This is a genomic window from Kitasatospora sp. NPDC048239, assembly GCF_043202015.1.
Lineage (GTDB): Bacteria > Actinomycetota > Actinomycetes > Streptomycetales > Streptomycetaceae > Kitasatospora.
The window spans coordinates 89,711-101,058 of the sequence record NZ_JBICZP010000008.1; the positions used below are offsets into that span (position 1 = coordinate 89,711).

11 protein-coding genes are annotated in these 11,348 nt (G+C 73.8%); 3 read left to right on the forward strand and 8 right to left on the reverse strand.

The genetic code is table 11. The features are described 5' to 3' along the window. Positions 1-74 precede the first annotated feature (74 nt). Positions 75-1,358 (forward strand): protein kinase, encoded by a 1,284-nt coding sequence (locus tag ACGFZP_RS22475; protein WP_392935734.1) that lies wholly within the window; start codon positions 75-77, stop codon positions 1,356-1,358. Between the two features lie 203 nt (positions 1,359-1,561). Beyond that, positions 1,562-2,695 carry a PQQ-binding-like beta-propeller repeat protein gene (locus tag ACGFZP_RS22480; RefSeq protein ID WP_392935736.1) on the forward strand — a complete coding sequence of 378 codons (1,134 nt, stop codon included), beginning with the start codon at positions 1,562-1,564 and terminating at the stop codon, positions 2,693-2,695. A 28-nt stretch (positions 2,696-2,723) separates the two neighbouring features. Here ACGFZP_RS22480 and ACGFZP_RS22485 read toward each other — a convergent pair whose 3' ends face one another. The 4 genes from ACGFZP_RS22485 to ACGFZP_RS22500 form a co-directional block, all read right to left on the reverse strand. Next, complete coding sequence (locus ACGFZP_RS22485; RefSeq protein WP_392935739.1) at positions 2,724-3,590, reverse strand: methyltransferase domain-containing protein; 867 nt, start codon at positions 3,588-3,590, stop codon at positions 2,724-2,726. Positions 3,591-3,697: 107 nt separating this feature from the next. Next, positions 3,698-4,396, reverse strand: coding sequence for a hypothetical protein (locus ACGFZP_RS22490; protein ID WP_392935741.1), 699 nt, complete (start codon positions 4,394-4,396; stop codon positions 3,698-3,700). A 113-nt stretch (positions 4,397-4,509) separates the two neighbouring features. Further along, positions 4,510-5,445, reverse strand: coding sequence for a GNAT family N-acetyltransferase (locus tag ACGFZP_RS22495; RefSeq protein ID WP_392935744.1), 936 nt, complete (start codon positions 5,443-5,445; stop codon positions 4,510-4,512). 61 nt (positions 5,446-5,506) lie between these two features. Further along, complete coding sequence (locus ACGFZP_RS22500) at positions 5,507-5,941, reverse strand: SgcJ/EcaC family oxidoreductase (protein WP_392935746.1); 435 nt, start codon at positions 5,939-5,941, stop codon at positions 5,507-5,509. Positions 5,942-6,216: 275 nt separating this feature from the next. Here ACGFZP_RS22500 and ACGFZP_RS22505 point away from each other — a divergent pair, with 275 nt between their 5' ends. Then, complete coding sequence (locus ACGFZP_RS22505) at positions 6,217-6,807, forward strand: hypothetical protein (RefSeq protein WP_392935749.1); 591 nt, start codon at positions 6,217-6,219, stop codon at positions 6,805-6,807. Between the two features lie 170 nt (positions 6,808-6,977). On the opposite strand, the gene ACGFZP_RS22510 is transcribed toward ACGFZP_RS22505, so the two are convergent. The 4 genes from ACGFZP_RS22510 to ACGFZP_RS22525 form a co-directional block, all read right to left on the reverse strand. Next, positions 6,978-7,997: an N-acetylglucosamine kinase gene (locus tag ACGFZP_RS22510; RefSeq protein ID WP_392935752.1), complete on the reverse strand. Its 1,020-nt coding sequence runs from the start codon at positions 7,995-7,997 to the stop codon at positions 6,978-6,980. Positions 7,998-8,116: 119 nt separating this feature from the next. Continuing rightward, positions 8,117-9,397: a 6-phospho-beta-glucosidase gene (locus ACGFZP_RS22515; RefSeq protein WP_392936320.1), complete on the reverse strand. Its 1,281-nt coding sequence runs from the start codon at positions 9,395-9,397 to the stop codon at positions 8,117-8,119. An 8-nt stretch (positions 9,398-9,405) separates the two neighbouring features. Next, positions 9,406-10,326, reverse strand: coding sequence for a carbohydrate ABC transporter permease (locus ACGFZP_RS22520; protein ID WP_392935753.1), 921 nt, complete (start codon positions 10,324-10,326; stop codon positions 9,406-9,408). 21 nt (positions 10,327-10,347) lie between these two features. Continuing rightward, entirely contained in the window at positions 10,348-11,346 is a 999-nt protein-coding gene (locus tag ACGFZP_RS22525) for a carbohydrate ABC transporter permease (protein ID WP_392935756.1), read from the reverse strand. Between the last annotated feature and the right edge of the window lie 2 nt (positions 11,347-11,348).

The window sequence follows — 11,348 nt, forward strand, 5'->3', positions numbered from 1 at the left end:
GGCGGCGGCCGACTCTGCGTCGCCAATCCGAAGACCTCGACGGTCACCGCACTACCCGCGAACGGAGCATGAGCATGCGGCAGTTGGACCCCACGGACCCGCCCCGGATCGGCGGGTACACCTTGCTGGGCAAGCTGGGCGCCGGCGGCATGGGGGCGGTCTACCTCGGGCGGTCGGCCGGCGGGCGCACGGTCGCCGTCAAGCTGGTCCGGGCCGAGCTGGCCGACGACCCGAGGTTCCGCGCCCGGTTCCGGGCCGAGGTGGCGGCGGCCCGGGCGGCCTCCTCGGCCTTCACCGCGCCGGTGATCGACGCCGACCCGGACGCGCCGGTCCCGTGGATGGCGACCGCCTTCGTGCCGGGCGTCCCGCTGGACGAGGCGGTGAAGCTCGCCGGGCCGGTACCCGACGCGCCGTTGCGCGCCCTGGCGGTCGGCATCGCCGAGGAGTTGAAGAACATCCACGCGGCGCGTCTGACGCACCGCGACCTGAAGCCCAGCAACGTGCTGCTGGCCCTGGACGGGCCGCACGTCATCGACTTCGGGATCGCGCGGGCCGCCGACGGCACCGTGCTGACCGCCCCGGGCGCGCTCTTCGGGACGCCCGCCTACATGTCGCCGGAGCAGGCGCTGGGGCAGGAGGTCACACCGGCGAGCGACGTGTTCTCACTGGGCGCCACCCTGGCGTTCGCCGCCTCCGGGGAGGGGCCGTTCGGCTCGGGCCTGCCGCTGGAGATCCTGCAACGGGTGGTCGCCGGGGAGCCGGACCTCGCGGCGGTGCCGGACGGGCTGCGGGTCCTGGTGGCGGCGTGCCTGGCGAAGGCGCCGGGGGACCGGCCGACCCCGCAGCAGGTCGTCGACTTCGTCGTGCAGAAGGCGGCGCCCGTGTGGCACGGCCCCTGGCTGCCGCCGGTGCTGGTGGCGGTGATCGAGGGGGTGTCCGCCGTCATGGCACCCGTGCCGGTGTCGCCGACGGCGGTCACCGAGGAGCTGTACCCCCGGAGCCCGCGGATTCCGCTGGTCGCGCAGACCCTGGAGTTCCCGAACCCCCTGAGGGATCCGCAGACTCCGCCGACCGCGCGGACCGTGGAGCTTCCGAAGCCCCAACAGGCACCGCAGACTCCGCAGACCGCGCGCACCGTGGAGCTCCCGAAGCCCCAACAGGCACCGCAGACTCCGCCGACCGCGCGGACCGTGGAGCTTCCGAAGCCCCAACAGGCACCGCAGACCGCGCGCACCGTGGAGCTCCCGAAGCCCCCGCAGACCCCGCCCATGCCAGCACACACGGCCCACCAGACCATCCCGCTCGGCCGGGTGCAGCCGCAGCCCCCGCCCGAGCGGCCAGCCGCCGCAGACTGCTGATCGGCCTGGCCGGCGGGGCGGTCGCCCTGGCCGGAGGCGGCACCGCCGTCGTCCTCGGCCTGCCGGACGGCACCCCGAAGAACCCCAACCAGGCGGCCGGTGGCACCCCCGCGCCGGCCCCCACCGACACCTCCCGCCCGCTGGACACCACGGTCGAGGCGACCCCGCTCTGGACGGGGCCCGTCCCCGACCCGCTCGTCCAGGTGGTGGCGGAGGGCGAGACGGTGGTCGCCGTCGGCATGAAGAGCCTCTGGGCCTTCGACCGGACCGGCCGACCGCGCTGGGGCCCGCTCAGCAACGCCCTGGCCCCGTCGACGGTGGGGGGCGGAGGCACCGGCGTGACCGTCGGCGGCGGCGTGCTGTACGCCGTCGACCACGGCACCCCGATCGCCATGTCCGCCGTGGTCAGGGCCATCGACCTGACCAGCGGCTCGGTGGCCTGGAGCGTCGGTGCGTCGGGCCCGACGAAGCTGGTCGTGAGCGCCTCGCTGCTGCCCGGCATGCTGGACGGCGTCCTCTACGTCAGCGGCAACCTGTCGGGCGGCTGGCGGTCCTCGGCCGACCCGGCGGCGCCGATCGACTACTCCCAGGCCAACTTCGTCTGGGCGGTGGACCCGGCGACCCGCAAGATCCGCTGGGAGACGATGACCAAGCACTCGGGGGCGTCCTACGCCCGGCTCATGGTGCCGTCCTCCGGCAAGCACCTGCTGTGGGTGACCTCCAGCCCCCTGGGCGGCGGCGGTGCGGCGAAGATCGAGGCCCTGGACGTCACCGCGGACGGGAAGAGCATCTGGCAGCAGCCCGGTCCCGGCGCGGGCGCCACGGTCAAGAGCCTCAGCTACGTCGGCCGCTGGAACGACGGCCCGCACAGCTCGGCCGGCGGCCGGTTCCTCTACGCCTCCGACCGCCTGCACACGCTGGAGCCGGCGAGCGGCAAGGAGGCCTGGGCCTCGCCCGGCGACGTGGCCTTCCAGACCGCGACGGCGAGCCCGGACGAGTCCACCGTCTACGCCGTGGGGCCGGACTCCCAGAGCCGCGTCGTCGTGATGGCCCTGGACGCCGCGACCGGGGCCGTGCGCTGGGCCGGTTCGCTGCCCGTGACCGCGATCGGGGACATCGTGGTGCACTGCGCGGACGGCAACGTCTACGTCTGGGTCCGGGCGAAGGTGTGGGCCCTGGACCAGGCCACCGGGGCGCCCCGGTGGACGTACCAGTTCGCCGTCAGCGGCGACCTGATGGGACCGGCGCCGTTCTGGGCCGGCGGCGGACACGTCTACGGCCCGGGGGACAAGGGGGTGGTGGCCCTCAGCGCCACCGGCAAACCGGCCGGTGCCTAGGCCGTGCCCAGAACAGGCGAGCCGGCTGTCAGACGGCCGGCTCGGCTGCAGGCTTGACGGCGGTGTGGACGTACCAGGCGATGTACTGGCGGACCCCGTACATCTCCACCACCGAGCGCATGTTGAGCCACTTCTCGGCGGGCCCCCAGGAGCGCAGCAGGGCGTAGGGGACACGGAAGTACGCGTACAGCGCCTCCGCGGTGGGGGCGTAGTTCGCGCTGGCGTCGAGGGCCTCCTCGACCTGGAACCCGGCCTCGGTGAGGAGCCGTTCCAGGTTGCCGGCGTGGTAGCGCTTGGCGCCGGGGAACACCATGTCGTCCAGGTAGCGTTCGAGCACGGCCCGGTCGCCGGCCCGCATCTCCTCCAGCGGGACGGTGCTCATCGGGCCGAGCAGCACCAGCCGGCCGCCCGGGCGCAGCACCCGGTGGAACTCGGCCAGGGCCCGCTCAGGGGCGTAGGAGTGGACCAGGGTCTCCATCGAGTACGCGCCGTCGAAGGACGCGTCGGGGAACTCCAGCCGGTGGTAGTCGCCCCAGGAGAAGGCCGTCCGGCCCTCCAGCGCCGCCCGCGCGCTGAGCCGGCGGGCCTCGCGCACGTGGAAGTCCAGGACGTCGACCCCGGTGACCGCCAGCCCGAACCGGGCGGCCATCGCCCGTGCCACCACGCCCGCCCCGGAGCCGGCGTCCAGGACCCGCGAGCCCGCCGGCAGGGCGAGCTTGCGTCCCAGCACGTCCTCCAGCCGCCGTTGCGCCCGCCAGCAGCGCCACTTGGACTGTCCGGGCTCCGTCCACCCCCAGTGCCGGGCGTTCCTGGCCACCATCGTGTAGAACAGTCGGCTTCCCGGCCGGCCGTAGACCCGCCGCAGCCCGGTGAGATCGAGCTCCTCAGTGACCATGCGCACAAGCTAGCGCCACCGCCGGTACGGCTCGGCGCGCCACGCGACGCGGGTCATCTGATGGGACGCCACCAGGCGCCGGGGCCCGCCCGGCCCCGGGGGCGGGCTCAGAAGCGGATCTCGGGGGCCTGGAGGACGATGCGCAGGTTCTCGTCCGCGCGGTCCGCGTCGACCTCGTGGCGCAGCCAGACGTTCTGCACGGCGTCCTCCTGCGAGCCGTCGGACACCGTCACCCACATCAGCAGGCCCCAGAGCACCGTCGGGGCGTGCCCGGCCAGCTGGACGCCGAGGCCGACCGGTACCGCGACGCCGATCCGGGAGGGCGGGGCCTGCGCGAAGTCGGGCGGGGCGAAGTCCCCGGCGTCCTCGCCCGCGAGGCAGACCGGGGTCGCGGTGACCTTCAGCCAGTGCACCTCCACGCCGTCGGCGATCCGCCCGAGCGCGACCGACAGCCAGCCGCGCACCGTCGCCTCCGGGTCCGGCAGCCAGCTCATCGGCCCGTTCGGGTCGGTCGCGCGGGCGAGGTCGTCCTTCGGCGGGCCGAACAGCTCGTTCTCGACGGCCTCGCCGATCACGTTGCCGTCCCGGTCCACCTGCCACCAGCGCCGGATCGACTCGGGCGGCGCCCAGGTCTCGGAGGAGTACTCCCCGGCGACCTCGTAGATCCAGGAGCCGCCGCCCCCCGGCAGCGGCGGGTCCTGCGGCCCGACCGGGCGCATGGTGCCACGCGGCGGCGCGTCCTGCGGTGTGGCCGGCACCGCGTCCTGCGGCACGGCCGACCGGCGCCTGCGGTTGAAGATCCCCATCCCCGCCCCTTCCCCCTCTTCCCCTCGACTTCGGGGGATTCTGCCCCGCCGGGAGCACCGGCAGACCCGAGGTTCGGGTAATTCGCCGATCAGAAAGCAGATCTGACGTGGCGTCACATCAAGGGCTCGGCGGTGAGGGGCTTCCCGTACACCGAGGAGCTGCGCCGGACCGTCATCCCCACCCGCTCGTAGAGCGACAGCGCGCCGGTCTCCGAGTGCGTCCACAGGGTGCACGTCCGCCGCCCCCGCAGGTGGAAGGCGCGGAACGACTCCCGCAGCAGCACCCGGGCGATCCCCCGGTTGCGGTGGTCGCGCCGCACGGCGACCCGCTCGACGTACCCCTCGCCGCTGCCCGGAACGTCCAGCGCCAGCACCGCGCCGACCATCTCGCCGCCGGCGAACGCCACCGGTGACAGCGCCGGGACGAAGGTGTCCCGCCCGACGGTGTGCAGCGCCCACTCCGGGTAGGCCTTGCGCCGCGGCTGCCACTCGTCGAACGCGTCCTCGGTGAGCAGGTACGCGGCCTGCTCGTCGCCGGCCCGGAACGGCCGCACCGTGATGCCGGCCGGCGGGTCCGGCACCGCGGGTTCGACGGGCATGGCGAACTCCAGCTGCCACTCCGTGACGAACGGTCCGTAGCCGCGGGAGCGCAGCAGCCCGACGGCGGCCAGGTCGGCGTCCGGCACCGCCTGGGAGAGGCGTCGGCCGCCGGCCTCGCGGGCCCGCGCCTCGGCCCAGTCGAGCAGCCGCCCGCCCAGCCCCCGCCCCCGGTGGCCGGGGTGGACGTCGACCTTGCTGCGCCGCCCGTTGTGCACCCAGGCGCGGCCGGCCAGCCGGCCCGAGCCGTCCTGCACGAGCAGCGTGTCGAGGGCGGGGTCGAGGCCGGGCAGGGCGAGGTCGGCGGCGACGCCGTCGGCCCCGCTCTCGGCGTGCCCGAGCAGCTCGCGCTCGCAGGCGGCGACCAGGTGGTGGATCCCGGCGGCGTCGGCGGCGGTCGCCGGCCGGCTCCGGTACCGGTCCGGCAGGGGCGGGAGCAAGAGGTGGGCCATGGAGCGACTCTGCGCCATCCCCACCGGTCTGTCGACCCTCCCTGTCCCCCGCGGGGGAGGGTCACCCGGCAGCCGGGGCCTCCACGGCGTTGTTCTGGCCGGCCACGATCCGCCAGCCCTCCTCCTGCCGGGCGATCACGTACAGCGCGGCGCCGCGCGGGCCCTCGACGGGGTTGCCGTCGGCGTCGGTGGGCGTCTGCGCCACGTTGGCGGCGATCACCTCGGGCGCGATCTCCAGCAGCCTGACCACCTCGTACCGCGCGTAGGAGTCGCTCAGGAAGCCCTTCATCGCCGGGGCGCTGAACTCGGCGACCGCCGCACGGCTGTCCAGCCGGGTGCCCCTGGCGTTGGTCCAGGACGTCCGCTCGGCGAACCAACCGGCCAGCGCCACCGGGTCCTTGTCGTTGAACGCCTGCTCCAGCCCCTTGACGACACCGGTCACCTCGGCCTGCGTCCGTGTCGAGACCGCCCCCGCCGGCTGTGCGTCCTTCACCATGGCCGTTCCCCTCTCGGTACCGGATCCCCTCCGGAGTCGGCGGTGCTCGCCGATGACCCCATCCCACAACCTGAAGTCCGGTTGAGGTCAACCCCGGTCGGTGGCAGGAGATCCGGCCCGTCCTCCGTGCGGCGCACGGCCGCCTCCCGACCTCCCCCGCGCGGGTGAGCCGGTCCGGTCCGCCGGAGGACGCGGGGGTGGTGGCGGCGCTGCGACCTTGGGAGCGGAAGCAGTCGCACCGGCCCGAAGAGCGGGTCAGCTGTCGGGGAGGACGCATGAACGCCCGTACGAAGTCGAGGAGTCCGCACGGCCGGATCGCGGCGGGGGTGCCGCGCTGGGCGGTGCTCGCCGCGTACGCCACCACGCTGACGACGCTGCCGTCCTGTGTCTGGCGGATCGCCGCCATGATCTTCAACGTGCCGCTGCTGGAGCACCCTTCGGACGCCCATCCCTCCTCGGCCTTCTCGGCGGGGTGGTGGTACATCATCGCGCTGAGCGTGGTCAGCGAGGCGCTGGCCTTCCTCGCGGTCGGGCTGGTCGCCGAGTGGGGCGAGGTCTGGCCGCGCTGGATCCCGGGTCTGGCGGGCCGCCGGGTGCCGACGCTCGCCGCCGTCGTCCCGGCCGGGCTCGGGGCGGCCGCGCTGATGGTGTTCCCGTACGCGATGGTGATGTTCGCCTTCGGGCGCACGCTGACCGGGGAGGTGGGCGGCGCGGTCACCCACGGCTGGCAGACGGCGGTGTTCTGGGCCGCCTACCTGCCGCTGGCGGCCTGGGGGCCGCTGCTGGGCGTGCTGACCGTGCACTACTACCGCCGTCGCCGCGGTGCCGCCGGGCCGCTGCCGACCGGGCTCGCGAGGGCCGCCTGACGGCCGGCCGGGGCCGCCGGGCCGGGTCGGGGGCCAGGCAGCGGGCTCGGGCGGACCAGCAGACGGCCGCCCCCGACGGGCGTGCGGGCCGGTCGGGGGCGGAGCATCAAGGGGCGGCGCGCTGGCGGGGGCGGCTCAGCGCGGGCGCGGGTGCGCGGACCGCGGAGGCGTCACGCCGCGAGCCGTCGCGCCGGGTCGTAGGCCTCCCGCACCCGGGCCTGGGCGGCCTCGCCCGCGCCGAGGTGGTCGAGGCCGAGCAGCGCGGCGCCCAGCACCGGCGGCGCGACGACCACCCGCGGCTCGGCCAGCGGCGCGGCCTCGGCCAGCCGGGCCGTCACGTTGTCGAGCAGTAGCGGCTCCCGCGAGGCGAGCACGCCGCCGCCGAGTACGACCGGCGTCGACTCCTCCAGCAGCTCCAGCCGTCCGAGGGCGACGACGGCGAGCCGGGTGATCTCGTCGGCCTGCCGGTCGATCAGCTCCAATGCCACCGGGTCGCCCGTCCCGGCGACCGCGAACAGCACCCGGACGATCTCGTGCAGCCGCCCGTACGGCAGGTGCCCGAGGTGGACGGCCTCGGCGACCGCGCCGGTGCTGGGGAGGCCGAAGTGCTCGGCGATGGCCCGGGCCAGCGCGGTCGGGCCGCCGCGGCCGTCCTCGGCCCGGACGGCGTGCCACATGCTGTTCATGGCAAGTCCGCTGCCGCCGCCCCAGTCGCCGGTGAGCTCGCCGAGGGCGGGGAACCGGGCGGTGCGGCCGTCGGGGAGCAGGCCGACGCAGTTGATGCCGGCGCCGCAGACGACGGCGATGCCGCGCGGGCCGTCGGTGCCGGCCCGCAGCAGGCCGAAGGTGTCGTTGGCGACGGTGTTGGTGGCGCCCCAGGGGTGCGACTCCAGCGCGCTGCGCAGGGCCTCCTCCTCCACCGGGAGGTCGGCGTTGGCGAGGCAGGCGCTGACGTGGGTGGTCAGGACACCGCCGCGGAAGGAGAGTCCGGCCGCGGCGGCGGCCTCCTCGACGAGGGGGGCGAGGCCGGCTACCGCTGCCGCACCGCCGACCTTCTGCGGGGCGAAGCCGCCGCCGCGGGCGGAGCCGAGGACGGTGCCGTCGGCACCGATCAGGGCGACGTCGGTCTTGGAGTTGCCGGCGTCGATGGCGAGAACGCCGGGCAGGAGTGGTTCGGGCTGGTGGGTCATCTGGTCCCCGCGGCTCGTACGTGGCCCGGCCGTTGTCCCCGGCCGGGGGTGGTCGGTCTCCTCGCGGCCCGGCCCGCGGCTCCCCGGGACGAGGGCGCGGGCCGGACGCGGCGGGCGGGTCACGCCCAGGCGAGGTGCTCGCGGTTGTGGGCGAGCAGCCGGTCCGTCAGCTGGTCGGCGCGTTCGATCTGGCCGACCAGCGGGTGGGAGAGCAGGGCGTCGAAGACGCGGTCGCGCCCGCCGTGCAGCGCGGCGTCGAGGGCGAGGTGCTCGTACGCGGTGACGGCGGCGATCAGGCCGGCGTACAGCGGTTCGACCGGCCGCTGCGGCAGCGGGCGCACCCCGGCGGCGTCCACCTCGGCCGGGACCTCGATGACGGCGTCGTCCGGCAGGAACGGCAGGACTCCGTCGTTGCGGGTGTTCACGACCTGCACGGACGTCCCGCCGTCGGTGCCCAGCAGCGAGGCGATCAGCTGGACGGCGGCCTCGGAGTAGAACGCGCCGCCGCGCTTGGAGAGCAGCTCCGGCTTGGTGTCCAGGGTCGGGTCGGCGTACATCTCCAGCAGCTGCCGCTCGATCGCGGCGACCTCGGCGGCCCGGGAGCCCTTGGTCTTGAGCTCCTCCACCACCTGGTCGTGCTGGTAGAAGTAGCGCAGGTAGTAGGAGGGCACGACGCCGAGGCGCTCGATCACCGGCTGCGGCAGCAGCAGGTCCTGGGCGATCTCCTTGCCGAAGCCGGCCAGCAGCTCCGGCAGCACCTCGCGCCCGGTGGCCGAGCCCGGTGCGTCGAGCAGGGTGACGCCGCGCTCCCAGGTCAGGTGGTTGAGCCCGACGTGGTCCAGGCGGACCAGCTCCGGGGCCACGCCGAGGTGTTTGGCGAAGCGCCGCTGGAAGCCGATGGCGACGTTGCACAGGCCGACGGCCTTGTGGCCGGCGCTCTGCAGGGCGCGGGTCACGATGCCGACGGGGTTGGTGAAGTCGACGATCCAGGCGTCGGGGTTGGCGCGGCGGACCTTCTCGGCGATGTCCAGCACCACCGGGACGGTCCGCAGCGCCTTGGCCAGACCGCCCGCGCCGGTGGTCTCCTGGCCGACGCAGCCGCACTCCAGCGGCCAGGTCTCGTCCTGGTTGCGGGCCGCCTGCCCGCCGACCCGCAGCTGGAGCAGGACGGCGTCGGCGCCCTGGACGCCCGCCTCGACGTCGGTGGTGGTGGTGACGACGGCCCCGTGGCCCTGCCGGGCGAAGATCCGCCGGGCCAGCCCGCCGATCAGCTCCAGCCGGTCGGCGGCCGGGTCGACGAGCACCAGTTCGCCGATCGGCAGGGTGTCGCGCAGCCGGGCGAAGCCGTCGATCAGCTCGGGGGTGTACGTCGACCCGCCGCCGACGATTGCCAACTTCAGTGCGGACATCAGCCCTTGACCCCTGTCAGTGTCACGCCTTCGATGAAGGCCTTCTGTGCGAAGAAGAAGAGGATGATCACCGGCGCCATCACCAGCAGGGTGGCGGCCATGGTGAGGTTCCAGTTGGTGTGGTGGGCGCCCTTGAAGGACTCCAGGCCGTAGGAGAGGGTCCAGGCCCCGGGGTTCTCGCTGGCGTAGATCTGCGGGCCGAAGAAGTCGTTCCAGGCGTAGAAGAACTGGAACAGCGCGACGGCGGCGATGGCCGGCTTGGCCATCGGCAGGACGATCCTGAGCAGGGTGCGCAGCTCGCCGCAGCCGTCGATCCGGGCCGCCTCGATGTAGTCCTTGGGGATGGTCATCAGGAACTGGCGCAGCAGGAAGATCGAGAAGGCGTCGCCGAAGGCCATCGGGATGATCAGCGGCCAGAGCGAGCCGGTGAGGTGCATCTGCTTCGACCAGAACAGGTACATCGGGATGATGGTGACCTGCGGCGGCAGCATCATCATCGAGATGACGGCCATCAGGGCCAGGTTGCGGCCCCTGAAGCGGAACTTGGCGAGCGCGTACGCCACCGGGAGGCTGGAGACGACGGTCAGGACGGTGCCGGCGCCGGCGTACAGCAGGGTGTTGCGCCACCAGGTGAGGAAGCCGGGGGTGTTCCAGACCTTGGCGTAGTTGCCCCACTCCCAGGAGGCCGGCCAGTAGTCGGTGGTGAGCGCCTGGTTGTCCGTCATCACCGAGGTGAGGAAGGCGAAGACGAACGGCAGTAGGAAGAACAGGGTGGCGGCGATGGCCAGCGAGTGGACGGCCACCCAGTTGAGCGCGGCGCGCCGCCGGGCGGTCCGGTGGGCGGCACTGCGGGTGCCGCCGGACCGGGAGGCGCCGGGGGTGCCCGAGGGGGCCTTGGCGAGTGTGGTGCTGAGAGTCATGATCGTGTCCTCACTGGTCCGCTAGTCGTCGTTCGCCATGAAGCCGGACTTTCGGCGCAGCAGGATCGAGGTGACGGCCATCGAGATGGCGAACAGCACCAGGGCGACGACGCAGGCGGCGCCGTAGTTGAAGTGCTGGAAGCCGAGGTTGTAGACCATCTGCGGCAGGGTCCAGGTGGACCCCTGCGGGTAGCCGGGCTCGAACTGCTGCCCGGAGTTGCCCGCGTTGCCGCCGGCGACCTTCCCGGCGACGATCGCCTGGGTGTAGTACTGCATGGTCTGGATGACGCCGGTGACCACCGCGAACATGATGATCGGCGAGATGTTCGGCAGGGTGACGTACCGGAAGCGCTGGAACGGGCCGGCGCCGTCGAGCTCGGCGGCCTCGTACTGCTCCCTGGGCACGTCCAGCAGGGAGGCCATGAAGATGACCATCAGGTCGCCGATGCCCCACATGGCGAGCATGGTGAGCGCGGGCTTGGACCAGGCCGGGTCGGCGAACCAGCCGGGGGTCGGCAGGCCGAGCTCGCCGAGGTAGTGGTTCACCGGGCCGGTGCCGGGGTTGAGCAGGAAGGCGAAGGAGACGGTGGCGGCCACCGGCGGGGCCAGGTAGGGCAGGTAGAACGCGGTGCGGAAGAAGCCTGCACCGGTCTTGACCTTGGTGATCAGCATGCCGATGCCGAGGCCGAAGACCACCCGCAGCGACACCATGATGACGACCAGCCAGAGGGTGTTGCGCAGCCCCTGCCAGAAGGACGGGTAGTCGTTGAGGACGTAGTCCCAGTTCTGCAGGCCCTTGAAGGTGGGGGCCGACAGCCCGTTGTACTTCATGAACGAGAAGTAGATGGTGGAGATCAGCGGGTACAGGAAGAAGACGCTGAACCCGATCAGCCAGGGGGAGAGGAAGGCGAGGGTGCGGGCCGCCTCCCGGCGGCGCTTCCGGCGCAGCAGGTGCTGCGTGGAGGGCGCCGCCGGGTCGGTCGGTCCGGTGCCCTTGCGGGTGCCGAACGCGAGTGCCATGG

Bases quoted from the DNA above. Each gene is read 5' to 3' on its own strand.
- ACGFZP_RS22475 (WP_392935734.1), top strand. From the start codon at position 75: ATGCGGCAGTTGGACCCCACGGACCCGCCCCGGATCGGCGGGTACACC.
- ACGFZP_RS22485 (WP_392935739.1), bottom strand. From the start codon at position 3,590: ATGGTCACTGAGGAGCTCGATCTCACCGGGCTGCGGCGGGTCTACGGC.
- ACGFZP_RS22490 (WP_392935741.1), bottom strand. From the start codon at position 4,396: ATGGGGATCTTCAACCGCAGGCGCCGGTCGGCCGTGCCGCAGGACGCG.
- ACGFZP_RS22495 (WP_392935744.1), bottom strand. From the start codon at position 5,445: ATGGCCCACCTCTTGCTCCCGCCCCTGCCGGACCGGTACCGGAGCCGG.
- ACGFZP_RS22500 (WP_392935746.1), bottom strand. From the start codon at position 5,941: ATGGTGAAGGACGCACAGCCGGCGGGGGCGGTCTCGACACGGACGCAG.
- ACGFZP_RS22505 (WP_392935749.1), top strand. From the start codon at position 6,217: ATGAACGCCCGTACGAAGTCGAGGAGTCCGCACGGCCGGATCGCGGCG.
- ACGFZP_RS22510 (WP_392935752.1), bottom strand. From the start codon at position 7,997: ATGACCCACCAGCCCGAACCACTCCTGCCCGGCGTTCTCGCCATCGAC.
- ACGFZP_RS22520 (WP_392935753.1), bottom strand. From the start codon at position 10,326: ATGACTCTCAGCACCACACTCGCCAAGGCCCCCTCGGGCACCCCCGGC.
- ACGFZP_RS22525 (WP_392935756.1), bottom strand. From the start codon at position 11,346: ATGGCACTCGCGTTCGGCACCCGCAAGGGCACCGGACCGACCGACCCG.